Raw genomic sequence first — 22,586 nt, forward strand, 5'->3', positions numbered from 1 at the left:
TCGGACCCATCGACGCGGCGCCGCCCGCGTCACCCGCCCGAACCCGCCGCACCCACTCCAGCCGAAGGCCTGAACCGCCATGACGAGACCCACGCCAGAGACACTCGCCCACTCCGCCCGGCGCGCCCGCACGACCGCCGAGCCCGCGGGCGACGCCGCCCATCCCGGCCCCGCCCGCGCCGCGGCCACCCCGGCCGTCCCGGGGGTACGCACACCCGCCACGGCCCAGGTCTCGGGAGCCGGCTCGCTCGTGCGGTCCCTCGAGGCGCTCGGCGTGGACGTCGTCTTCGGCATCCCCGGTGGCGCGATCCTGCCGGCGTACGACCCGCTCTACGACTCCACCGTCCGGCACATCCTGGTCCGCCACGAGCAGGGCGCCGGGCACGCGGCGACCGGCTACGCCCAGGCGACCGGCCGGGTGGGGGTCTGCATGGCCACCTCCGGCCCCGGCGCGACGAACCTGGTCACCCCGATCGCGGACGCGTACATGGACTCGGTGCCGATGGTGGCGATCACCGGGCAGGTCGCGCGGCCCGCGATCGGCACGGACGCCTTCCAGGAGGCGGACATCCAGGGCATCACCCTGCCGATCACCAAGCACAACTTCCTGGTGCAGGAGGCCGAGGAGATCCCCCGGGTGCTGGCCGAGGCGTTCCACCTGGCCGCCACCGGCCGGCCCGGCCCGGTCCTGGTCGACATCCCCAAGGACGTCCTCCAGGCGCCCACCACCTTCACCTGGCCGCCGGTGCTGGACCTGCCCGGCTACCGGCCGACCCTGCACCCGCACAACAAGCAGATCCGCGAGGCCGCCCGGCTGATGGCCACGGCCCGGCGCCCGGTGCTCTATGTCGGCGGCGGCGTGCTGAAGGCCGGCGCCACCGAGGGGCTGCGCCGGCTGGCCGAGCAGACCGGCATCCCGGTGGTCACCACGCTGATGGCCCTCGGCGCGTTCCCCGACTCGCACCGGCAGCACCTGGGCATGCCCGGCATGCACGGCACCGTCGCCGCGGTCTACGGGCTGCAGAAGGCCGACCTGATCGTGGCCCTGGGCGCGCGGTTCGACGACCGGGTCACCGGCAAGCTGGACTCCTTCGCGCCGGACGCGGCGGTCGTGCACGCCGACATCGACCCGGCCGAGATCGGCAAGAACCGGCACGCGGACGTCCCGATCGTCGGCGACGCCCGGCACGTCATCGACGAGCTGATAGCGGCGGTGAGCAACGAGCAGGCGGCCGGCCGGCGCGTCGACCTCGCCGACTGGTGGACCCAGCTCGACGACCTGCGCGACCGGTACCCGCTGGGCTACGAGGAGCCGGCCGACGGCACCCTCTCCCCGCAGTACGTGATCAAGCGGCTCGGCGAGATCGTCGGCCCGGACGCGATCTACGTCGCGGGGGTCGGCCAGCACCAGATGTGGGCCTCGCAGTTCATCTCCTACGAGAAGCCGAACACCTGGCTGAACTCCGGCGGCCTCGGCACGATGGGCTACGCGGTGCCGGCGGCGATGGGCGCGAAGGTCGGCAGGCCGGACACCACGGTGTGGGCGGTCGACGGCGACGGCTGCTTCCAGATGACCAACCAGGAGCTGGCCACCTGCGCGCTGGAGGGCATCCCGGTCAAGATCGCCGTGATCAACAACGGCAACCTCGGCATGGTGCGGCAGTGGCAGACCCTCTTCTACGGGGAGCGCTACTCCAACACCGACCTCGGCACCCACAAGCACCGCATCCCCGACTTCCTCAAGCTCGCCGAGGCGCTCGGCTGCGTCGGGCTGCGCTGCGAGAACGCCGAGGACGTCGACCGGACCATCGAGGCCGCGATGGCCATCGACGACGCTCCGGTGGTCGTCGACTTCGTCGTCGGCAAGGACGCCATGGTGTGGCCGATGGTCGCCGCCGGCACCAGCAACGACGAGATCATGTTCGCCCGGGGCGTCCGCCCGGCCTTCGACGAGGACGACATCTAGTCATGACCGATTGCACCGAGCGCGGCGAGGGCCGTGAGGGCCTGACGAGGAAGGCGCGGTCATGACCGAATGCACCGAGCGCGGCGAGGGCCGTGAGGGCCTGACGAGGAAGGCACTGCCATGACCATGCACACGCTGAGCGTCCTGGTGGAGAACAAGCCGGGTGTCCTGGCCCGGGTCTCCGGGTTGTTCTCCCGGCGCGGCTTCAACATCGACAGCCTCGCCGTCGGCGAGACCGAGAACCCGGACGTCTCCCGGATCACGATCGTGGTCAACGCCGAGTCGTCCCCGCTCGAACAGGTCACCAAGCAGCTCAACAAGCTGGTCAACGTGCTCAAGATCGTCGAGCTGGACCCGCAGGTCTCGGTCGCCCGGGAGCTGCTCCTGGTCAAGGTGCGCGCCGACCGTGCGGCCCGGGCCCAGGTGCTGGAGACGGTCGGCCTGTTCCGGGCCCGGGTGGTCGACGTGGCGCCGGACACGCTGACCATCGAGGCCACCGGCACCCCGGACAAGCTCGACGCGTTGCTGCGCGACCTCGAACCCTTCGGGATCAAGGAGATGGTCCAGTCGGGGCTGGTGGCGATCGGGCGCGGCTCGCGCTCCATCACCGCCGGGCCCGCGCTCCGGGCCGCCTGACCCCGACCGGGCCGGCGCCCGCGCGCCGCCCGAACCGCCCGCCCGGACCGGCGCCGCGCGCCGCCCGGACCGACACCGCACAGAGCCACGACGGGCCGCCCGGGCCGCCGTACGAAAGGGAAATCATGAGCGTTGAGGTGTACTACGACGACGATGCCGACCTGGGCGTGATCCAGGGCCGGAAGGTCGCGGTGATCGGCTACGGCAGCCAGGGCCACGCCCACGCGCTGTCGCTGCGCGACTCCGGCGTCGACGTGGTGATCGGCCTGCCGGAGGGCTCCAAGAGCCGGGCCAAGGCCGAGGAGCAGGGCCTGCGGGTGCTCACGCCGGCCGAGGCGTCGGCCGAGGCCGACGTCATCATGGTCCTCGCGCCGGACACCGCGCAGCGCGGCATCTACGCCGAGTCGATCGCGCCGAACCTGGCCCCGGGCAAGGCGCTCTTCTTCGGCCACGGCTTCAACATCCGCTACGGCCTGATCAAGCCGCCCGCCGACGTCGACGTCGCGATGGTGGCGCCGAAGGGCCCGGGTCACCTGGTCCGCCGCCAGTACGCCGACGGTAAGGGCGTGCCCTGCCTGGTCGCCGTCGAGCAGGACGCCAGCGGCACCGCGCTCGCCCTCGCCCTGTCGTACGCCAAGGGCATCGGCGGCACCCGGGCCGGCGCGATCCGGACCACCTTCACCGAGGAGACCGAGACCGACCTCTTCGGCGAGCAGGCGGTGCTCTGCGGCGGCGCGGCGGCGCTCGTGCAGACCGGCTTCGAGGTGCTCACCGAGGCGGGCTACGCCCCCGAGGTGGCGTACTTCGAGTGCCTGCACGAGCTGAAGCTGATCGTCGACCTCATGTACGAGGGCGGCATCGCGAAGATGCGCTACAGCATCTCCGACACCGCCGAGTACGGCGACCTCTCCCGCGGCCCGCGCGTCATCGACGCCCGGGTCAAGGAGGAGATGCGCAAGATCCTCAGCGAGGTCCAGTCCGGCGAGTTCGCCCGGGAGTGGGTCGCCGAGGACGAGGCCGGCCGGCCCAACTTCAGCAAGTGGCAGGCCGAGGGCGCGGCGCACCCGATCGAGGAGACCGGGCGCAAGCTGCGCGGCATGATGAGCTGGGTCGACCGCCCGATCACCGAGACCGCCTGACGCACACCCCCGCGGCCCGGCCCGGGCGCCCTCCCCGGCGCCCGGACCGGGCCGTCCTCCTGCCCGCGCACCACCCGTCGCACCCCGCCGACTCGGCGGGGTGCCCCGCCGCACGGCGTTCACCGGCGGGTCGTCACCCGTTGTGAGGGCACTCACCCCACGGACCGGAACATGCCGGCCGACCGGACACCTACGATCGCGGGGTAGGTGCGTAGCCGGCACCTGACGGCCATGGCCCGGATCAGCGCAGGGCGCAGCGCGGCGTCCCGCGGCCCGACCCACCGCTCTGACGACAACTACGAGGACCAATGACTCCTGTCGTACTGATCGCCGAAGAACTCGCCCCCGCCGCCATCGAGGTGCTCGCCCACGACTTCGACGTCCGCCACGTCGACGGCACCGACCGTCCGGCACTGCTCTCGGCGCTCTCCGAGGCCGACGCCGTCATCGTGCGCAGCGCCACCCAGATCGACGCCGAGGCGATCGCCGCCGCGCCCCGGCTGAAGGTCGTCGCCCGGGCGGGCGTGGGTTTGGACAACGTCGAGGTGCCGGCCGCCACGGCGCGGGGCGTCATGGTCGTCAACGCCCCCACCTCCAACATCGTCTCCGCGGCCGAGCAGGCCCTGGCGCTGCTGCTCGCCGTGGCGCGCAACACCGCCAGCGCCAGCGCCGCGCTGAAGGCGGGGGAGTGGAAGCGGTCGAAGTACACCGGCGTCGAGATCCAGGGCAAGACCGTCGGCGTGGTGGGCCTCGGCCGCATCGGCGTGCTCTTCGCGCAACGCATCGCCGCCTTCGGCACCCGGCTGATCGCGTACGACCCCTACATCCAGCCGGCCCGCGCGGCCCAGCTCGGCGTCCGCCTGGTGGGGCTGGAGGAGCTGCTGCGGGAGAGCGACTTCATCTCGATCCACCTGCCGAAGACCCCGGAGACCGTCGGCCTGATCGGCGAGAAGGAGCTGGCCGTCGTCAAGCCGGGCGTCCGGATCGTCAACGCCGCCCGGGGCGGGCTGGTCGACGAGCAGGCCCTGGCCGACGCGATCGCCGAGGGCCGGGTCGCCGGCGCGGGCGTGGACGTCTACGCCAAGGAGCCCTGCACCTCCTCGCCGCTGTTCGCCTTCGACAACGTGGTGGCCACCCCGCACCTGGGCGCCTCCACGGGCGAGGCGCAGGACAAGGCCGGGCTGGCCGTGGCCAAGAGCGTGAAGCTGGCGTTGCAGGGCGAATTCGTTCCGGACGCCGTGAACGTGCAGGTCGGTGGCGTGGTGGCGGAGGACGTGCGGCCGCTGCTGCCGCTGGCCGAGAAGCTGGGCCGCGCCTTCACCGCCGTCGCCGGCGGGGTCGCCGCCAACGTCACCGTGGAGGTGCGCGGCGAGATCGTCAACCACGACGTGTCGGTGCTGAAGCTCGCCGCCACCAAGGGGCTCTTCAGCTCCGTGGTCGAGGAGCAGGTGACCTACGTCAACGCCCCGCACCTGGCCGCCGAGCGCGGGGTCGAGGTCACGCTGGCCGCCCAGGCCGACACGGTCGACCACCCCAACCTGGTCACCGTCCGCGGCGCGCTGCCCGACGGCCGTACGGTCAGCGTCTCCGGCACGGTGACGACCGCCGGCGCCCGCGACGTCATCAAGCTGACCGAGGTCGACGGCTTCGACGTGGAGATCGGCGCGGAGGGCATCCTGGTCTTCCTCCGCTACGTCGACCGCCCGGGCGTCGTCGGCACGGTCGGCACGCTGCTCGGCGAGGCCGGCGTCAACATCGCCGCGATGCAGGTTGCCCGCCGCGAGGCCGGCGGCGAGACCCTGATGACCCTCACCGTGGACCAGGCCCTCGGCGCCGACCTGCTCACCTCGGCGGCGGACTCGATCGGCGCGGTCGCGGCCAGCGCGGCGGACCTGCGCGACGAGTGATCCGGACGCACGACAGCGGGGGCCCGGCGGATCCGCCGGGCCCCTCGTCGTACGCGGGTCGTCAGCCGGGCAGCCGGGCCGGCGGCGGGTAGACCGAGCCGTCCTGCGCGTCGAAGAGCATCAGGTCGTACGCGCCGGCCAACTGCTCGATGTCGAGCAGCACCTGGTCCTCGCAGGTCGGGTGCAGGTTCAGCTCGACGTGGTCGCTGGCGGCGTGCAGCGGCGCCACCGCCCACGGGCTTCCCGGGCCGGTCGGACGGTCCGGGTACCGGCCGGTGATGGCCCGGTAGAACGAGACGACCCGCGGGTCGGGGTGGCGCTCGACGTGCCGCCCCTGCCGGCAGCGCAGCACCGCCGCCCGCACGTCCTCGGGTGTCGCCCCGTCCGCAAGGGCCCACACGCTCAGATCGAAACTCACGGCGGACAGCGTGCCATCCGCCGTTCGCCGCGTCGAAATCGCCCCGCCACCGGGTCGGCATCCTCCTGTCACGACGGTCCGCTGTGGAGACCCTTGCGTTGAGTTGCGTCGATTCGCTAGCGTATCGGTGCGGTCACTGGCCGAGCTCGCGGCGTGGGCCCGTCTTCGGGTGGCGAGGTCGACGTCCGGCCGACCGGCCCGCACCCCTCGATTGCGCGAGCCACGCGCACTCGTCGCTGACCGGCCCTCACAGTCGTTGCCGAGACCGTGGGGGCCGATCGCGCGTCCGGGCCGGCCTGACTGGGCCGCCTGCCCCGCCGCCGAGGCCGGTCCGCCGGCGCACTCGACCGGCGACGTGGGCCGGGCGGGTTCGGCCCCGGTGGGCTCAGCGGCGGTCGGCGAAGATCGCGCGGTAGTCCGAGCCGTTGCGGAACCAGGCCAGGCCGGCGGGCCCGGCGGCGAAGAGCGCGGTCGCGTAGGCGTCGGCGACGGCGAGGTCCGGCCCGACGACCGTCGCGGCGGCCAGCTGGTCGGCCGGCTCGCCCGTGTGCGGGTCCACCACGTGGCCCTGCCGGCCACTGACCCCCGAGGTGCCGACGGCGCCCGCCGTCATCTCCAGCACCAGCGGCGCCCGGTGCTGGTCCGTCGGGTGGTGCACCGCCACCCGCCACGGGCCGCCGTGCGCCGCGTTGCCGCGTACGACGAGGTCGGCCCCGGTGAGCACGGCGTAGTCGTGCACGCCGGCGGCGCGCAGCCGGGCCGCGGCCCGCTCCACCGCCCATCCGCCGAGCAGGCCGCCGGGGTCGAAGCCGCCGGGCACCGCCCAGGCGTCGAACCAGCCGTCGGTGGCGGCCCGCATCGCCGCGCAGCGGTCCACGAGGTCGGCCAGCGGGGGGTAGGAGTCGGGGCTGATCTCGCCTCGGCGCAGCCGGGAGACCAGGCTCTGCGGCCGGCCCGGACCGTAGGTGAGGTCGACGGCCCGCAGTTCCGCGACCGCGTCGCGCAGCGCCTCCCCGACCCCCCGGCGGCCCAGCCACTCGGGCGCGTTCAGCAGCAGCGAGTATTCCGCCGTCGAGGTCCGCACGGTGTGCCGCACGGCGATCCGGTCGGCGCTCGCCGTGCCCGACCGGTCCACGCGGTGGCTGGGGGCACCGAGCCGCAGGTCCGGCCGGAGGGGCTGGAAGGCCGCCTGGTCCACCCAACGGGTCCGTGGCTGCTGGTCGATCCGCATGTCGCTGCCCCCTAGTCGACGCCGGTCGCGTCCCCGCGGCCTCCGCCACGGCCCCCCTCGACCCGCTTGCCACCACGCTAAGCAGCGCAGATGACCACCCCATGAATGTCACCTGGGAGGATCCTGTGCATCCCCATTTCCCGCATTCTGGAAGGTTCGTACCGCGAGGCGGGACGCCGGCGTACGGTCGGACGAAACGTCGAGTCGAGGGAGCACAGGACGTGGCACGGATCGCGGTGGTGGCCGGGGACGGGATCGGACCCGAGGTGGTCGCGCAGGCCCGCAAGGTCATCGACGCCGTGCTCCCCGGGGTGGAGGCCACCGAGTACGACCTCGGGGCGGCCCGCTACCACCGCACCGGCGAGGTGCTGCCCGACTCCGTGCTGACCGAGCTGGCCGACCACGACGCCATCCTGCTCGGCGCCGTCGGCGACCCCAGCGTGCCGCCGGGCGTGCTGGAGCGGGGCCTCCTGCTCAAGCTGCGTTTCGCCTTCGACCAGTACGTCAACCTGCGCCCCTCGCGGCTCTGGCCCGGCGTGGCCGGGCCGCTGGCGGGCGTCAAGCCCGGCGAGGTCGACCTGGTCGTGGTCCGCGAGGGCACCGAGGGGCTGTACGCCGGCGCGGGTGGCGCGCTGCACCGGGGCACCCCGGCCGAGGTCGCCACCGAGGAGAGCCTCAACACGCGGCACGGCGTGGAGCGGGTGATCCGTGACGCCTTCGCCCGCGCGGCGCGCCGGGAGCGGCGCAAGGTCACGCTGGTGCACAAGACCAACGTGCTGACCCACGCCGGCTCGCTGTGGGCGCGCACGTTCGAGGCCGTGGCCGCCGAGCACCCCGACGTGGCCACCGAGTACCAGCACGTCGACGCCGCCGCGATGTTCCTGGTCACCCAGCCCCAGCGCTACGACGTGGTGGTCACCGACAACCTCTTCGGCGACATCCTGACCGACATCGCCGCCGCGGTCACCGGCGGGATCGGGCTCGCGGCCAGCGGCAGCATCAACCCGGAGGGGGCGTACCCCTCGATGTTCGAGCCGGTGCACGGCTCCGCCCCGGACATCGCCGGTCGCGGCGTGGCCGACCCGGTGGCGGCCGTGCTCTCCGCGGCCCTGCTGCTCGATCAGCTCGGGCACGCCGACGCGGCCGCGCGGGTCGCCGCCGCCGTCGGCGCGGAGCTGGCCGGCCGCGCCCCCGGCTCGGTACCGCGCACCGAGGAGGTCGGCGACCGGCTGGCCGGCCACGCCGCCTCCTGAGCCGGCGTGCCCCGCCCCGGGCGTCCCGGCTCCGCCCGCGCCCGTCCGCCCCACGCCCTGCCCGCCGGCGGCGGCGTTCCGCCCTGCGTCGCGCACCGGCACGTTGGCCGCTGAACGACCGTTCGGGGTAAGTTTCTCGCACCAGATTTCTCGGCATGCGGACTCGTGTGCCGCAGCCCCGCAGGGAGGTCAGCGCGATGAGCGGTGGTGACAAGCTCGACTTCGAGATCCGTCCGAATCCCGCGCCGGTATCCGTCGCCGACCGGGCCGCGCTGCTGGCCAATCCGGGCTTCGGCCGGGTCTTCACCGACCACATGGTCACCATCCGCTACGCCGACGGCAAGGGCTGGTACGACGCCCGGGTCGAGGCCCGCGCCCCGATCCCGATGGACCCGGCCGCCGCCGTGCTGCACTACGCGCAGGAGATCTTCGAGGGGCTGAAGGCGTACCGGACGGCCGACGGCGGGGTCACCCTGTTCCGGCCGGAGGCGAACGCGGCCCGCTTCGCGGCCTCCGCCCGCCGGATGGCGATGCCCGCGCTGCCGGAGCAGGCGTTCGTCGACTCGCTGCGCCAGCTCGTCGAGATCGACCGGGAGTGGATCCCCGAGGGTGAGGACGGCAGCCTCTACCTGCGGCCGTTCATGTTCGCCAGCGAGGTGTTCCTCGGCGTCCGGCCGGCCAACGAGTACCTCTACGTGGTCATCGCCTCGCCCGTCGGCGCGTACTTCTCCGGCGGGGTCAAGCCGGTGACGGTCTGGGTCTCGCCGGACTACACCCGGGCCGCGCCCGGCGGCACCGGCGCCGCGAAGTGCGGCGGCAACTACGCCGCCTCGCTGGTGGCCCAGGCCGAGGCCATCGAGCACGGCTGCGACCAGGTGGTCTTCCTGGACGCGGTGGAGCGCCGCCACGTCGACGAGCTGGGCGGCATGAACGTCTTCTTCGTCTACGACGACGGCACCGTGGTCACCCCGCCGCTGACCGGCACGATCCTGCCCGGCATCACCCGGGAGTCGGTGCTCGCCCTGGCCGCCGGCGCCGGGCACCGGATCGAGGAACGCCCGGTGAGCTTCGCCGACTGGCAGGCGGACGCGGCGAGCGGCCGGCTCCGCGAGGTGTTCGCCTGCGGCACCGCGGCGGTCGTCACCCCGATCGGGCAGGTGCGCTTCCCCGACGGCGAGTTCCTGGTCGGCGGCGGCGAGCCCGGCCGGGTCACGATGGCCCTGCGTCAGCAGCTGGTCGACCTTCAGCGCGGTCGCGCCGAGGACCCGCAGGGCTGGGTCCGCCGCATCCTCTGACCCACCCCCTTGTGGCCCCGACCCGCCCCCGCGCCGTCCGGTGCGGGGGCGGCGCCGTCGCGGAAGGGCGCGGTCAGGTCAGCAGGTGGTCGCGCAGCGCGGTGAGTTGGGCGTCCGTGACGCCGGCGTGGCGCAGGTAGCCCTCGACCGAGCCGTGGGCCCGGCGCAGCTCGGCCAGGAAGAGCGTCATGGCCTCGGCGGGGCAGGTCAGCACCGGCAGGGTGTGCCCCGCCCGCTGCCCGGTGGCATCGAACCAGGCGCGGTAGCGCTCGCCGGCCTCCGTGCTCAGGGCGTAGTCGGCGGCGATCTCGTCGTCGGCGACCCCCAGCACCGAGAGGACGAGGCCGCACACGATGCCCGTGCGGTCCTTGCCGGCGACGCAGTGCACGACCACCGGGGCGTTCGCGGGGTCGGCGATCAATCCGACCGCCTGGGCGAGCCCGGCGGTGCCGGTCTCGGCGAGGTCGGCGTACCGGTCGGCGAGGTAGCGGGCCAGGTCGGTGCCGGGCCGGTAGGGGCGCTCCCCCCACTCCGCGTGTTCGGGGTGGATGTTGCGCCAGGTCAGCCCGTCGAAGTGGGGGATTCGTCCGTCGCGCTCCACCTCGTACGGGCGGCGCAGGTCGACGACCGTGCGGACGCCGAGGGCGGCGAACGCGTCGCGGTCGGCGTCGTCGATGCGGTGCGGCGAGTCCGAGCGGTAGAGCCGCCCCCGGCGCACCGTGCGACCGTCGTGGCCGCGGTGCCCGCCCACGTCGCGGAAGTTGAACATCGTGGTGAAGGGAATGCTGCGGTTGACCTCACTGGCGTCCACGCCGCCCACGGTAACGGCCTCCCCTGAATCGGGGGAGGCCGTCGCGCGCCGGTCGCTACCGGGCGGTGCCGGGCGGGATGGCCGAGTAGGTCTCGCCGTAGTAGCCGCCGAGCCGGTCGCGGTAGGTGGGGTCGGTGTCCGCGGTCTCGTCGTACTCCGGGGCGGCCTTGATCTGGTCCTTGCTCCGGTCGACGTGGACCTTGCGCTCGTCGTGGTCGACGTGGTTGACGGTGCCCGCCGGGATCATGACCTTCCGGCCGAAGATCCACGGACCGGTGTCCACCACGAGGTAGCTGTCGTTGACCTCGTGGCTGGCGCTGTCGATCTTGCCGACGCCGCCGTCGGTGGCCTCCACCTTGTAGCCGACCAGGTCGGCGTCGGCGACCGTCGCGGTGTCCCGGTAGCGCCACGGGTCGAAGGCGCCGGCCGGCGCGCCGCCGGCGAACTCGCCCTGGCCGCCGCCGTGCAGCGGATCGGGGGTGCCGTGGGTGCTGTGCGGGTCGAGCCTCTCCATCTGACAACTCCTGCCCCGACTGTCGCCAGTCGTCTCGCCGGATCGGGTGACTGTCGTCTCCGAGGAGCTACCCGGGCCGTCGCCGCCGGAAACGGCGGTGGGCCGGCGCCGCGGGTGCGGTGCCGGCCCACTCGGGCGTACGCGTCAGGCGAGCGCGGCCTGGGCGTCCAGGGCGACGGCGGCGGCGTGCACGACGGCGGCGATGCGCAGCCCCTCGTGCACCTGGTCGCGGCTGAAGCCCGCGTTGCGCAGGGTCTTCTCGTGCGACTCCAGGCACACCCCGCAGCCGGTGATCGCCGAGACCGCCAGGCACCAGAGCTCGAAGTCGGCCTTGTCCACGCCCGGCCTGGCGATGATCTGCATCCGCAGCCGGGCCGGGATCGACTGGTACTGCTCGTCGCCGATCAGGTGCTTGGCCCGGTAGTAGACGTTGTTCATCGCCATGATCGTGGCGGCGCCCTTGGCCGCCTCGACGGCCTCCGGCTTCAGGTGCCCGGTCGCCTCGGCGGCGATCTCCCGCAGCACCTGCGCGTTGCGCGCGGCCACCGCGCAGGCCAGGGCGGTGCCCCAGGCCTGGGCGGGGGTCAGCGTGCTGGTGGCGATGGTGGAGCCGAGGTTGAGCTTGATGTCCTTGGCGTACTCCGGCAGAGCCGCCCTGACGGCGTCGAGACCCATCGTCAGGCCCCGGCGCCGGCGAGGAGCTTGGTGGCGTCGAGGGTGTCGCCGCCCTTGTTCCAGTTGCACGGGCAGAGCTCGTCGGTCTGCAGGGCGTCGAGCACCCGCAGCACCTCGGAGACGTTCCGGCCGACGGAACCGGCGGTCACCATGACGAACTGGATCTCGTTGTCCGGGTCGACGATGAAGGTCGCCCGCTGCGCCACGCCGTCCTCGCCGAGCACGCCGCAGGCGGCGGTCAGCTCGCGCTTGACGTCGCTGAGCATCGGGAACGGCAGCTCGCGCAGGTCGGGGTGGTCCTTGCGCCAGGCGTAGTGGACGAACTCGTTGTCCACCGAGACGCCGAGGACCTGGGCGTCGCGGTCGGCGAACTCCTCGTTCAGCCGGCCGAACTCCGCGATCTCCGTCGGGCAGACGAAGGTGAAGTCCTTCGGCCAGAAGAAGACGACCCGCCACTTGCCCTGGTGGGACTTGTTGTTGATCGTCTCGAACGCCTTGTCGGCGTCCAGCGACACGCAGGCGGTGAGTTCGTACTCGGGGAAGCGGTCACCGACAGTGAGCACAGGTCCTCCTTGACAGCGGCACGAGGCCGGTAACTTGATCGGTTCCAGATACTTCCGCAGCGTCATTTCCGCCTGGTGGCGGCCAGGTGACTTGTGAAGTCGATCACGAGCGGCGCGTTCTGCCGGCGAACCGGCCGGCCGTGCGGTAGCGCGACCCTCTGTCACCGTCCCGCAATGTGGATTGTTCCTCCCAAAACCGCGGGGCGGGTGGCAAAGTGACCACCGTGACCAGCGCCCACCTGATTATTCGCGCCTAGCGCGCCGGCTTCCCCTCGCCGAGCGCGCAGACCTCCCGCAGCCGCGGGAGGTCTTTTTGTTGCTCCGAAAGGACTCCCTGATGACGTTCCAGGTGTACGACACCACGCTGCGCGACGGCGCCCAGCGTGAGGGGCTCAGCTACTCGGTGGTCGACAAGCTCGCGGTGGCGCGGCTGCTCGACGAGTTCGGGGTCGGCTTCATCGAGGGTGGCTGGCCGGGCGCGGTGCCGAAGGACACCGAGTTCTTCCGCCGGGCCCGCACCGAGCTCGACCTGAGACACGCGCTGCTGGTCGCGTTCGGGGCCACCCGGCGGGCGGGCGTGGCCGTCGCCACCGACCCCCAGGTCCGCGGCCTGCTCGACGCGCAGACGCCGGCGGTCGCCCTGGTCGCCAAGGCCGACCTGCGGCACGTCGAGCGGGCCCTGCGCACCACCGCCGCCGAGAACCTGGCGATGATCCACGACACGGTGTCGCACCTGGTGGCCGAGGGACGCCGGGTCTTCGTCGACGGGGAGCACTTCTTCGACGGGTACCGGTCCGACCCGGCGTACACGGCCGAGGTGGTGGAGACCGCGCTCGCCGCCGGCGCCGAGCGGATGGTGCTCTGCGACACCAACGGCGGGATGCTGCCCTCCCAGGTGACCGCCGCCATCGCCGACCTGACCGCGCGGCTGGGCGTCGACGCGGAGCTGCTCGGCATCCACTGCCAGAACGACACGGCCTGCGCGGTGGCCAACACCGTGGCCGCCGTGGAGGCGGGCGTGCGCCACTTCCAGGGCACCGCCAACGGCTACGGCGAGCGCCCCGGCAATGCGGACATCTTCGCGGTGGTCGCCAACCTCCAGCTCAAGCTCGGGCTGCCCGTCCTACCGGAGGGCTGCCTGGGGCAGATGGTGCGGGTGTCCCACGCCATCGCCGAGATCGCCAACATCGCCCCCGACACCCACCAGGCCTACGTCGGGGCCGCGGCCTTCGCCCACAAGGCGGGGCTGCACGCGAGCGCGATCAAGGTGGATCCGCTGCTCTACAACCACGTCGACCCGCAGGTGGTGGGCAACGACATGCGGATCCTCGTCACCGAGATGGCCGGCCGGGCCAGCGTCGAGCTCAAGAGCCGCGAGCTCGGCCTGGACCTCGCCGGCCATCCGGAGGCGCTGTCGCGGGTGACCCGACGGGTCAAGGAGCTGGAGGCCGGCGGCTGGTCGTTCGAGGCCGCCGACGCCTCGTTCGAGCTGCTGGTCCGCTCCGAGCTGGACACCGCACCCGCCCGGCCGTTCGCGCTGGAGTCGTACCGGGTGCTGGTCGAGCACCGGGAGGACGGCGCGGTGGTCTCCGAGGCGACCGTCAAGATCCGCGTACGCGGGGAGCGGGTGATCGCCACGGCCGAGGGGAACGGCCCGGTGAACGCCCTGGACGAGGCGCTGCGTGCCGGTCTGGCCCGGCACTACCCGGAGCTGCGCGACTTCGAGCTGGCCGACTACAAGGTGCGGATCCTGGAGGGCTCCCACGGCACCGGCGCGGTGACCCGGGTGCTGCTGGAGACCGCCGACGACACCGGCCGCGACTGGACGACGGTCGGCGTGCACCCCAACGTCGTCGAGGCGTCCTGGCACGCGCTCGTCGACGCGCTCACCTACGGCCTCGACCGCGCCCGGGTCTGAGCCGGCCCCGCCGAGGACGCCCACCGGCGGGCCCGTGGCGACCCCGTCGGCCGGGCCCGTCGCCGGCGGCACCGCCGGGCCCGGGTGACGGCTCGCCGCGCCCGGGCTCCGTTCTCCCGTCCGGACGCCCCGTCCGCCAGCCACCCCGCCGGCCCGACGGCTGCCCGGTGCCCGGGGCGGCTCCACGTGCCCCAGGCGCCGGCGCGCCCGGGCCCGGCGCGCCCCGGTTTCCCGGGGGAAGGGCCATTTCGTGAGCGTGGAAGCATTCGCTTTTCACAATTCCGCGGAACTGGTCGCGGAGGTTGACGGAATGTGATCAACTATTGACGTACGGCTTTTTGCGGTGCTATCTTCCAGTGGGTTGAGACGTCGAAACTCTGAGTAGTAATACCTGCTCAGAGCCGGTGATAATCGTTGAGACGACAACGTTCAAAGTGCAGCACGAAGTGCGGGCTCTCGACGGTTGTCGTTCATTTTCCCCGGCCCGAAAAAATGGAAGTCAGCCGCCCCGCTTCAAGTGGGAACGGTCGAATCCGTACGGTCAACAAAAGGGAGACCCTGTCATGACCACACTCTTCCGACGCAAGACGGTCGCGGTGGCCTTCGCCGCCCTGGCGCTCACCCTGGCCGGAGGCGGGATCGCGGTCGCCCAACCGGCGGCGCAGGCGCCCGCCGAGGTCGCCCAGCCGGCCGCCCGCCAGCCCGACTCCGGCAGCCAGCCGGCCGTGACCCCCGCCGAGGCACGCAAGGCCAAGGCCGCGCTGGCGCAGGGGCCGTCCGCGCTGGCGACCACGGCGGGCACGGTCGCCTCCGCCGTGGTCACCTCGGGCGGCACCCTGCTTCGCGGTTCGCCCCAGGCGGTCTCCGCCACCCGGTACGGCCCCGGGCAGTACCAGGTGCTGTTCAACTACAACGTCTCGCTGAAGACGTTCGTGGCGACCGTCGGCACCACCGATCCGTTCAACGTGCCGCCGGGCGGAGAGGTCTCCGTCGCGCCTCGGCTCCAGACGCCGAACGCGGTCTTCGTCCAGACCCGCAACTCGTCCGGCACGCCGGCGGACCGGCCGTTCCACCTGGTGATCGCCAACTGAGCACCCGCTGACGACGCCGGCCCCCGCCGACCGTGGGGGCCGGCGTCGCCGCGTCGACCCCAACGCCACCGGCACCGGCGCACCGGGCCGCCCGCGTCCCCGCGCCGTGCCGCCCCGCCGGGAAGCTCGTCCCGGTCCGGGCGGGTAAGGGTCGCCCCGGTGCCGTTAATCCGACGTTTGTCCGACCGCCGGCACGGGAAGCAAGCACCGTGACGGACATCTCGGACACCCTGGCCAGCGTGCCCAGCCCGGCCGAACCCGATGCGACCCCGGCCGACCTGGAACAGACGCTCTTCGAGGTCAAACGCGTGATCGTGGGGCAGGATCGGCTCGTCGAGCGCCTGCTCACCGCCCTCGTCGCGGACGGGCACTGCCTCCTGGAGGGCGTGCCCGGGGTTGCCAAGACACTCGCCGCGCAGACCATGGCCACCGTGGTGGGCGGCAGCTTCTCCCGGATCCAGTTCACCCCGGACCTCGTGCCCTCCGACATCGTCGGCACAAGGATCTACCGGGCGTCGCGCGAGGACTTCGACGTCGAGCTCGGACCGATCATGGCGAACCTGGTGCTCGCCGACGAGATCAACCGGGCCCCGGCCAAGGTGCAGTCCGCGTTGCTTGAGGCGATGGCCGAGCGGCAGGTCTCCATCGGCGGGCACAGCTACCCCGTACCCGAGCCGTTCCTCGTGCTGGCCACCCAGAACCCGATCGAGTCGGAGGGGGTCTACCAGCTGCCCGAGGCGCAGCGCGACCGGTTCCTGATGAAGATCGTCGTGGACTACCCGAGCGACGCCGACGAACTCGCCATCCTCTACCGGATGAGCGCCGACCGGCCCACCGCCCGCCGGGTGCTCGACCCGCAGCGGCTGCGGGACCTCCAGGCCCGCGCCGCGCACGTCTTCGTGCACCACGCCCTCGCCGAGTACGTGGTCCGGCTCATCCTCGCCACCCGCGACCCGGGCCGCTTCGGCCTGCCCGAGATGGCCCCGCTGCTCGCCTACGGGGCCAGCCCCCGCGCCACCCTCGGCCTGGTCGCCGCGGCGCGGGCCCAGGCGCTGCTGCGCGGGCGTCAGTACGTGCTGCCCGAGGACATCCGTGAGCTGGCCGTCGACGTGCTGGCCCACCGGCTGGTGCTCTCCTTCGACGCCGTCGCCGACGGGGTGGCCGCCGAGGCGGTGGTCCGACGGCTGGTCGAGGCCGTGCCGCCGCCCCGTGTCGCCACCGTCCACCGGGAACACGCGGCCGACCTGGCGGCGGCATGAGATGGCGCGGGGCCACCGCGCCGGCGCCCGCGCCGGCCGATCCGGAACTGGCCGACCTGACCCCCGACCGGCGGTTGCGCCGCCTGGAGCTGACCGTCACCCGCCGGCTCGACGGCCTGCTGCACGGCCGCTACCGGGGGCTGCTGCCCGGACCGGGCAGCGAGCCCGCGGGCAGCCGGGAGTACCGCCCCGGTGAGGACGAGGTGCGCCGGATGGACTGGGCGGTGACCGCCCGGACCACGGTGCCGCACGTGCGCGAGGTCGACGCCGACCGGGAGCTGACCACCTGGCTGCTGGTCGACGCCAGCCCGAGCATGGAGTACGGCACCGCCGAGCTGGACAAGCGGGAGCTCGCCGTGGCCGCCGTGGCGGCGGTCGGCTTCCTCACCGGCGGCGCGGGCAACCGCCTCGGGGCGCAGGTGCTCGGCCCGGACGGGCTGCGCCGGTTCCCGCCGCGGGCCGGGCGTACGCACCTGCTCGGGCTGCTGCGGGCCCTGCTGACCGCCCCGAGGGTCGGCGGGCACGACGCGGGGGAGCGGGCGCCGACGGAGCCCGACCTGGCCGACGGGCTGGCCGCCGTGCACCGGGTGGCGCACCGCCGCGGCCTCGTGGTCGTGGTCTCGGACTTCCTCGACGGGCTGCCCGACGACCCCGGGCAGGCGCCGCCGTGGGAGGCGCCCCTGCGCCGCCTCGCCGTGCGGCACCAGGTGCTCGCCGTGGAGGTCACCGACCCCCGGGAACTCGAGCTGCCCGACGTCGGCCTGATCACCCTGGTGGACCCGGAGACCGGCCGGCGGCGCGAGGTCTGGACCGGCGACCGCGCCCTGCGCGAGCGGTACGCCGCCGCCGCGACCGCACAACGCGACCAGGTACGCCAGGCGCTGCGCCGCGGCGGGGCCGCCCACCTGCCGCTGCGTACCGACCGGGACTGGGGCGCCGACATAGTGCGGCACGTGCACGCCCAGCGGCGGCTGGCGGCGGCCCCGGCCGGCCGGGCCCGGGGAGGTGCGGCGTGATCTGGCAGTCGCCCGTCCGGCTCTGGCTGCTGCTCGGGGTGCTCGCCCTGGCCGCCGGCTACCTGCTGGCCCAGCGCCGCCGCAGCCGCTACGCCGTCCGCTTCACGAACCTGCGGTTGCTCGACCGCGTCGCGCCGCGACGACCGACCTGGCGGCGGCACCTGCCGGCCGGGCTCTTCCTGGCCATGCTGGCGCTGCTGGTGGTCGGCTTCGCCCGGCCCACCGCGGAGGTGCGGGTGCCCCGCGAACGGGCCACGGTGATGGTCGCCGTCGACGTCTCCACCTCCATGCTCGCCGGCGACGTGGAGCCGGACCGGCTCAGCGCCGCCAAGGAGTCCGCGCGCCGCTTCGTGGACGGGCTGCCCGACGAGTTCAACGTCGGGCTGGTCGCGTTCGCCGGCAGCGCGGCGGTACTGGTGCCGCCGAGCACCGACCGGGAGGCGCTGCACGAGGGGATCGAGCGGCTGGTGGAGGGGGCGACGGGGGTGCAGGGCACCGCGATCGGGGAGGCCATCAGCACCTCGCTCGGCGCCGTCAAGGGCTTCGACAGCGCGGCGGCGAAGGACCCGCCGCCGGCCCGGATCATCCTGCTCTCCGACGGCGCGAACACCTCCGGCATGGACCCGATGGAGGCGGCGGCCGAGGCGATCGACATGAAGGTGCCGGTGCACACGATCTCGTTCGGCACTCCGGGCGGCACCGTGGACCGGGGCGGCCGGCCGATCCAGGTGCCCGTCGACGGGCAGACCCTGCGCGCCGTGGCCGAGGAGACCGGTGGCGGCTTCCACGAGGCCAGCACCAGCGACCAGTTGCAGGCCGTCTACGACGACATCGGCACCTCGGTCGGCTACCGCACCGAGCGGCAGGACGTCTCGGCCCGCTTCATCGGGCTCGGGCTGGTGTTCGCCATGGGCGCCGCGGCCGGCTCGATGCGCTGGTTCTCCCGGCTGCCCTGAACCCGTACGGCCACCGTCGAGAAGGACACGTGAGGAGCGTACGCATGGCAGTGCAGACCGGCCTGGGCGAACCGCGCGGCCCCTGGTTCATCTCCCCGGAACTGGACCCGGACGGGCGGAACCGGTGGGACGGACCGGGACCGGACCGCGACCCGGCGCGGCGGCGCCGGCGCGGGCGGCTGCTGGCGGGGCTGGCGGTGGTGGCCCTGTCGACGGCCTCCGGCGCGGTGGCCGGCGGCCTCGTCGCGGGCCGCGAGGACGCCCCGGGACCGGCGGCGGCCTCGGCGGCCCCCGTCCCCGCCGAGCTGGTGACGGCCGCCGGGAAGACCGTGCCCGGGGTGGTCTCGGTGCTCGTCGGCGGCGCCGGCCGCGCCTCGGCCACCGGCTCCGGCTTCGCCGTCGACGACCAGCAGCACATCATCACCAACGACCACATCCTGGCCAAGGGGCGCGGCGGCTCCGTGACCGTGGAGCTGCCGGACGGGCGGCGCTTCGCCGCCGAGGTGGTCGGCCGGGAGCCGCGCAGCGACCTCGCGGTGCTCCGGGTGCCACCGTCGGCGGGGCTGGCGGCGCTGCCGCTGGCCAAGCCGGGATCGACCCGGGTGGGCGAGCCGGTGCTGGCGGTCGGCTCGCCGCTGGGGCTGCCCGGCACCGTCACCGCCGGCATCGTCAGCGCCCTGGACCGGCAGGTGCGCCTCGGCGACAACCGGCACACCGCCGTGCAGACGGACGCCTCGATCAACCCGGGCAACTCGGGTGGCCCGTTGGTCAACGCGCGCGGCGAGGTGGTCGGGGTGAACACGGCCATCGCCACGATCGACGGCAACGGCTCGATCGGAATCGGCTTCGCCATCCCCATCGACCAGGTGCAGCAGACCGCCGACACGATCATCGGAAAGGGGGGCTGAGCTGCGCGTACGTCCCTCGGGACGGGATGGGAACGTGAGAACTGTCAGATACCCGGCGGGAGATGATCGGACCATGGAAATATTACGCTGAGTATGGATACTGGCGTGGGTGGAGCGTCCTGAAATCGTGGTCCTCCTGCTGGTGGGCCTGTTGATCGGTACCGGTGTGGGGTCGGCGTACGCCCGGGCAAGACGCGGGTGGGCCGACTACCAGACAGTCAGGAAGAGCGTGCCCGGCGCCCGGAGCGCCGCGTGGCTGCTGATCAGGGTGGCCACCACGAAGATCGGGGTGATCGCCCTGCTCCTCGTCGGGGCCGTCGCCTACGCCGCCGCCGGCGGCGGACCCGCCCCACCCGGGCAGACCCCCGACCCGTCGGCGACCCCGAGCCCGTCCGCGACCCCGGGCCCGCGCGCGGAACGTTAGCCTCGGGGGGTGGACGACGGACTGCGGGTGACCGACCGATGGACCGTTCCCGCCGCCGAGCTGCGGGAACGCTTCTCCCGGTCGTCCGGGCCCGGCGGTCAGGGCGTCAACACCACCGACTCCCGGGTCGAGCTGAGCTACGACCTGGCCGCCTCGCCCGGGGTGCCCGAGCCGCTGCGGGCGCGGGCCCTGGAGCGGCTCGCCGGCCGGCTGGTCGACGGCGTGCTCACCGTCACCGCCAGCGAGCACCGGGCCCAGCTGGCCAACCGGGAGGCCGCCCGGGAACGGCTGACCGCGCTGCTGCGCGAGGCCGCCGCCCCGCCCCCGCCGCCGCGCCGGCCCACCCGTCCCTCGCGGGGCGCGAAGGAGCGCCGGCTGGCAGAGAAGAAGCGTCGGTCGCAGCGCAAGCGCGACCGCCGCGTCGACGGCGACTGACCGCCCGGGCGGCGCGGGCCGCGACGGTGCCGGCCACCGGTCCGGCCGGCGCTCGGCGCGGCGGCCCCGCAGGGCCAGCCGATCGGCCCTGCCGGCGCGGGCTCAGCCGGCCGGGGCGGAGGAGAGGAGCCGGTCGCACTCGGCGACCAGGCGCGTCCGCAGGGGGGCGGCGCGATCCGCGAACGAGCGCTGCGCCCGTACGTACTCGTGGCGCCCCTCCACGGTCTCCACCGGCACGGGCGGGTGACCGAGGGCGGAGAGGTCGTACGGGGAGGCCCGCATGTCGAGCGTGCGGATCTCCCGGGCCAGCTCGAAGGCGTCCGCCACCAGCTCGCTCGGCACCAGCGGGGAGAGCTTGTACGCCCACTTGTAGAGATCCATGTTGGCGTGCAGGCAGCCCGGCTGTTCGTGGTCGTGCTGCGTCTCGCGCGCAGGGGTGAGCACGTTCAACGGCCGCGCCGGCGCGGTGAAGAACCGGTACGCGTCGAAGTGGCTGCACCGCACGCCGCGCTCCTCCACCACGGCCGCGGTCCGCTCCGGGCTCAGCCGCAGCGGCCAGGCGTTGTGGCGTACCTCCGCCTGGGTCTGCCGGTAGACCATGGCCCACTCGTGCATCCCGAAGCAGCCGAGGTGCGCCGGGCGGGCGGCCGTCGCCGCCAGCAGCGTCCGGATCCACCCGACCGACTCGGCACGCCGGGCGCGTACCCCCTCGGTGTCGAGAGTGACCCCGGCGGCGGTGGCGCGGTAGTCCCGCCCGAGGTCGGCCGGGTCGGCGTCGCGCAGCACCACCCCGGCCCCCGGGTGCCAGCGGCGCAGCTGGGCCGGGCGGTGCGAGTAGTAGGTGAAGAGGAAGTCCTCCACCGGGTGCTTCCCGCCCCCGCTGCGGCGTGCCAGGTGCGGGGTCAGCCAGGCGTCGACGCGCTCCTCGTGCGCCCGGCGCCGGGCCTGCCACCGCGCCGCGTCGAGCACGGTGGTCGGGGCGAGGGCGGCGGTCACGGTCCCCAGGGTACGACCGTCGTCCCCGCCCCGGTCAGGGCACGTCCACCCGGACGCCGGCGGAGAACACCCCGCTGCGCAGCTCCAGCTGCTCCGGCGGCGCCTGCCCGTCGACCGTGAAGACCAGCGGCAGCACCGTCCGGCTGCCGGCCGCCATCGGCTGGGCGAAGACGTCCCGACCCTGGTTGGCCGCGCGGGTGGCCTGCTCGTCGGTGCTGACGAAGTTGCCGTCGGGCAGGTAAGCCCGTTGCAGCCGGCCGTGCCAGCTCTGCTGCTCCCGGGCGAGGTTGCGGACCCCCACGGTCGCCTCGCACTGCCGGGCCGCCCCGCCGGGTTCGCACGCCACGCGGTAGACGGTGAACTCGAAGGCCGACTCGCGCAGCGGCTCGCCGACCGCGCCGTTCACCCCCCGACCGATCCACGCGCCACTGGTCGGCTGGCCGTCGGTGTCCACGGCGGCGACCTCGCGGGTGGCCGTCCAGGCGGCGGTACCCACCGTGCCGGCCAGCACCGCGGCGGCCACCGGGACGATCAGCCAGACCGAGGGCCGGCGGCGGATCTGTTCCGGGCGCGGTCCGGCGGGGCGCGGGTAGACCGTGCCCGGCCCCTCGCCGCCCAGGGCCGCGGCGACCGGCCGCCGCCGGCGGCGCCAGGTCCAGGCCCCGCCGATGGCGAGCACCGCCACCGTGGCCAGCCCGGCCAGCAGCACCGGGGTGCGGCGCCACGGCTGCGGCTCGGAGCGCTCCGGCGTGCCGGCGCCGTTCCAGGTCGCGGTCGCGCAGTCGTACGGTCGGCCGCCGGCCCGGTCGAAGGCGCACGCCGGCGCGGTCAGCGGCCGGCCCGGAGCCGCGGTGGTCAGCGCCGTGCCGAGGGTGGTGGTGCTGCGGGCGGGCAGCTTCAGCTGCCAGGTCACCTCGGTGGCGGACTGCCCGGCGGTACGGGTGGCCCGGCCGCCACCGGTGATGGCGGTCGCGGCGGCGCCGGGCGGCAGTTCCTGCCGGACGGTGGTGTCCACCGGCGTGCCGCCGGCGTTGCGGACCTGGATCCGGTAGCGCGGTGCCGCTGTGGGCTCCGGCGCCACCGCGACCGTGACCGGCGGCGTCGCCGCCGGCGGGGCGGGCCGGGGCGGGGTGGGCACCGCCGGCGGCGCCGCGGGCATGGCCGGCTGCGGGGTC

The 22,586-nt window shown here is 74.1% G+C and carries 22 protein-coding genes; 14 read left to right on the plus strand and 8 right to left on the minus strand.

The window, feature by feature from the left end; all coding sequences use genetic code 11:
* The first annotated feature begins 79 nt into the window (after positions 1 to 79).
* The 4 genes from V6V16_RS23245 (at position 80) to serA (ending at position 5,648) form a co-directional block, all read left to right on the plus strand.
* Entirely contained in the window at positions 80 to 1,966 is a 1,887-nt protein-coding gene (locus V6V16_RS23245; protein WP_334565253.1) for an acetolactate synthase large subunit, read from the plus strand.
* 120 nt (positions 1,967 to 2,086) lie between these two features.
* Positions 2,087 to 2,602 (plus strand): acetolactate synthase small subunit, encoded by a 516-nt coding sequence (gene ilvN / locus V6V16_RS23250; protein WP_091096900.1) that lies wholly within the window; start codon positions 2,087 to 2,089, stop codon positions 2,600 to 2,602.
* 125 nt (positions 2,603 to 2,727) lie between these two features.
* A complete protein-coding gene (gene ilvC / locus V6V16_RS23255) occupies positions 2,728 to 3,741 on the plus strand; it encodes a ketol-acid reductoisomerase (protein WP_334565254.1) in 1,014 nt (337 codons plus the stop codon).
* Positions 3,742 to 4,049: 308 nt separating this feature from the next.
* Complete coding sequence (gene serA, locus V6V16_RS23260; RefSeq protein WP_334565255.1) at positions 4,050 to 5,648, plus strand: phosphoglycerate dehydrogenase; 1,599 nt, start codon at positions 4,050 to 4,052, stop codon at positions 5,646 to 5,648.
* 61 nt (positions 5,649 to 5,709) lie between these two features.
* Here the strand turns inward: serA and V6V16_RS23265 are convergent, their stop codons facing one another.
* Complete coding sequence (locus tag V6V16_RS23265; RefSeq protein WP_334565256.1) at positions 5,710 to 6,066, minus strand: hypothetical protein; 357 nt, start codon at positions 6,064 to 6,066, stop codon at positions 5,710 to 5,712.
* Positions 6,067 to 6,451: 385 nt separating this feature from the next.
* Complete coding sequence (locus V6V16_RS23270) at positions 6,452 to 7,297, minus strand: FAD:protein FMN transferase (RefSeq protein ID WP_334565258.1); 846 nt, start codon at positions 7,295 to 7,297, stop codon at positions 6,452 to 6,454.
* A gap of 221 nt (positions 7,298 to 7,518) precedes the next feature.
* On the opposite strand from V6V16_RS23270, the gene V6V16_RS23275 reads away from it, so the two are divergent.
* Together V6V16_RS23275 and V6V16_RS23280 are read left to right on the plus strand one after the other, a co-directional pair.
* The gene (locus V6V16_RS23275; RefSeq protein WP_334565260.1) at positions 7,519 to 8,550 is read left to right on the plus strand and encodes a 3-isopropylmalate dehydrogenase; all 1,032 of its coding nucleotides are present in this window, start codon (positions 7,519 to 7,521) and stop codon (positions 8,548 to 8,550) included.
* A gap of 197 nt (positions 8,551 to 8,747) precedes the next feature.
* Positions 8,748 to 9,845, plus strand: coding sequence for a branched-chain amino acid aminotransferase (locus V6V16_RS23280; protein ID WP_334565285.1), 1,098 nt, complete (start codon positions 8,748 to 8,750; stop codon positions 9,843 to 9,845).
* Between the two features lie 73 nt (positions 9,846 to 9,918).
* Here V6V16_RS23280 and V6V16_RS23285 read toward each other — a convergent pair whose 3' ends face one another.
* The 4 genes from V6V16_RS23285 to V6V16_RS23300 form a co-directional block, all read right to left on the minus strand.
* Positions 9,919 to 10,614, minus strand: a complete 696-nt coding sequence (locus tag V6V16_RS23285; RefSeq protein WP_334565286.1) for a tyrosine-protein phosphatase — start codon at positions 10,612 to 10,614, stop codon at positions 9,919 to 9,921.
* A gap of 97 nt (positions 10,615 to 10,711) precedes the next feature.
* On the minus strand, positions 10,712 to 11,170 hold the full coding sequence (locus tag V6V16_RS23290; protein ID WP_334565262.1) for a PRC-barrel domain-containing protein: 459 nt from the start codon (positions 11,168 to 11,170) through the stop codon (positions 10,712 to 10,714).
* A 144-nt stretch (positions 11,171 to 11,314) separates the two neighbouring features.
* Entirely contained in the window at positions 11,315 to 11,845 is a 531-nt protein-coding gene (locus V6V16_RS23295; RefSeq protein WP_334565263.1) for a carboxymuconolactone decarboxylase family protein, read from the minus strand.
* Positions 11,846 to 11,847: 2 nt separating this feature from the next.
* The gene (locus tag V6V16_RS23300) at positions 11,848 to 12,408 is read right to left on the minus strand and encodes a peroxiredoxin (RefSeq protein WP_334565265.1); all 561 of its coding nucleotides are present in this window, start codon (positions 12,406 to 12,408) and stop codon (positions 11,848 to 11,850) included.
* A 337-nt stretch (positions 12,409 to 12,745) separates the two neighbouring features.
* Here V6V16_RS23300 and cimA point away from each other — a divergent pair, with 337 nt between their 5' ends.
* The 8 genes from cimA (at position 12,746) to arfB (ending at position 20,415) form a co-directional block, all read left to right on the plus strand.
* Positions 12,746 to 14,326, plus strand: coding sequence for a citramalate synthase (gene cimA / locus V6V16_RS23305; RefSeq protein ID WP_334565267.1), 1,581 nt, complete (start codon positions 12,746 to 12,748; stop codon positions 14,324 to 14,326).
* A gap of 563 nt (positions 14,327 to 14,889) precedes the next feature.
* Entirely contained in the window at positions 14,890 to 15,417 is a 528-nt protein-coding gene (locus V6V16_RS23310; protein ID WP_334565268.1) for a hypothetical protein, read from the plus strand.
* 209 nt (positions 15,418 to 15,626) lie between these two features.
* Positions 15,627 to 16,676 carry an AAA family ATPase gene (locus V6V16_RS23315; RefSeq protein ID WP_334565270.1) on the plus strand — a complete coding sequence of 350 codons (1,050 nt, stop codon included), beginning with the start codon at positions 15,627 to 15,629 and terminating at the stop codon, positions 16,674 to 16,676.
* Positions 16,673 to 17,692, plus strand: coding sequence for a DUF58 domain-containing protein (locus tag V6V16_RS23320; RefSeq protein ID WP_334565272.1), 1,020 nt, complete (start codon positions 16,673 to 16,675; stop codon positions 17,690 to 17,692). Before V6V16_RS23315 ends, V6V16_RS23320 begins: the two co-directional genes overlap by 4 nt.
* Positions 17,689 to 18,648 (plus strand): VWA domain-containing protein, encoded by a 960-nt coding sequence (locus V6V16_RS23325; RefSeq protein WP_334565274.1) that lies wholly within the window; start codon positions 17,689 to 17,691, stop codon positions 18,646 to 18,648. The genes V6V16_RS23320 and V6V16_RS23325 overlap by 4 nt, the downstream gene beginning before the upstream one ends.
* A gap of 44 nt (positions 18,649 to 18,692) precedes the next feature.
* Complete coding sequence (locus tag V6V16_RS23330) at positions 18,693 to 19,556, plus strand: S1C family serine protease (protein WP_334565275.1); 864 nt, start codon at positions 18,693 to 18,695, stop codon at positions 19,554 to 19,556.
* 109 nt (positions 19,557 to 19,665) lie between these two features.
* Positions 19,666 to 19,980 carry a hypothetical protein gene (locus V6V16_RS23335; RefSeq protein ID WP_334565276.1) on the plus strand — a complete coding sequence of 105 codons (315 nt, stop codon included), beginning with the start codon at positions 19,666 to 19,668 and terminating at the stop codon, positions 19,978 to 19,980.
* A gap of 9 nt (positions 19,981 to 19,989) precedes the next feature.
* Entirely contained in the window at positions 19,990 to 20,415 is a 426-nt protein-coding gene (gene arfB / locus V6V16_RS23340; RefSeq protein ID WP_334565278.1) for an alternative ribosome rescue aminoacyl-tRNA hydrolase ArfB, read from the plus strand.
* Positions 20,416 to 20,517: 102 nt separating this feature from the next.
* Here the strand turns inward: arfB and V6V16_RS23345 are convergent, their stop codons facing one another.
* Both V6V16_RS23345 and V6V16_RS23350 read right to left on the minus strand, forming a co-directional pair.
* Positions 20,518 to 21,411, minus strand: a complete 894-nt coding sequence (locus tag V6V16_RS23345; RefSeq protein ID WP_334565279.1) for a 3-methyladenine DNA glycosylase — start codon at positions 21,409 to 21,411, stop codon at positions 20,518 to 20,520.
* A 34-nt stretch (positions 21,412 to 21,445) separates the two neighbouring features.
* Positions 21,446 to 22,586: hypothetical protein (locus V6V16_RS23350; RefSeq protein ID WP_334565281.1), on the minus strand; the 1,141-nt coding region annotated here is incomplete at its 5' end.

This window comes from Micromonospora sp. CPCC 205561 (genome assembly GCF_036906775.1).
Taxonomy (GTDB): domain Bacteria; phylum Actinomycetota; class Actinomycetes; order Mycobacteriales; family Micromonosporaceae; genus Micromonospora.

What these genes read in the sequence shown, in the direction of transcription:
- V6V16_RS23285 (WP_334565286.1), bottom strand. Translation starts at nt 10,614, where the DNA reads ATGTTCAACTTCCGCGACGTGGGCGGGCACCGCGGCCACGACGGTCGC.
- V6V16_RS23320 (WP_334565272.1), top strand. Translation starts at nt 16,673, where the DNA reads ATGAGATGGCGCGGGGCCACCGCGCCGGCGCCCGCGCCGGCCGATCCG.
- V6V16_RS23310 (WP_334565268.1), top strand. Translation starts at nt 14,890, where the DNA reads ATGACCACACTCTTCCGACGCAAGACGGTCGCGGTGGCCTTCGCCGCC.
- V6V16_RS23330 (WP_334565275.1), top strand. Translation starts at nt 18,693, where the DNA reads ATGGCAGTGCAGACCGGCCTGGGCGAACCGCGCGGCCCCTGGTTCATC.
- cimA (WP_334565267.1), top strand. Translation starts at nt 12,746, where the DNA reads ATGACGTTCCAGGTGTACGACACCACGCTGCGCGACGGCGCCCAGCGT.
- V6V16_RS23280 (WP_334565285.1), top strand. Translation starts at nt 8,748, where the DNA reads ATGAGCGGTGGTGACAAGCTCGACTTCGAGATCCGTCCGAATCCCGCG.
- V6V16_RS23270 (WP_334565258.1), bottom strand. Translation starts at nt 7,297, where the DNA reads ATGCGGATCGACCAGCAGCCACGGACCCGTTGGGTGGACCAGGCGGCC.
- ilvC (WP_334565254.1), top strand. Translation starts at nt 2,728, where the DNA reads ATGAGCGTTGAGGTGTACTACGACGACGATGCCGACCTGGGCGTGATC.
- V6V16_RS23295 (WP_334565263.1), bottom strand. Translation starts at nt 11,845, where the DNA reads ATGGGTCTCGACGCCGTCAGGGCGGCTCTGCCGGAGTACGCCAAGGAC.
- V6V16_RS23290 (WP_334565262.1), bottom strand. Translation starts at nt 11,170, where the DNA reads ATGGAGAGGCTCGACCCGCACAGCACCCACGGCACCCCCGATCCGCTG.
- ilvN (WP_091096900.1), top strand. Translation starts at nt 2,087, where the DNA reads ATGACCATGCACACGCTGAGCGTCCTGGTGGAGAACAAGCCGGGTGTC.
- serA (WP_334565255.1), top strand. Translation starts at nt 4,050, where the DNA reads ATGACTCCTGTCGTACTGATCGCCGAAGAACTCGCCCCCGCCGCCATC.
- V6V16_RS23245 (WP_334565253.1), top strand. Translation starts at nt 80, where the DNA reads ATGACGAGACCCACGCCAGAGACACTCGCCCACTCCGCCCGGCGCGCC.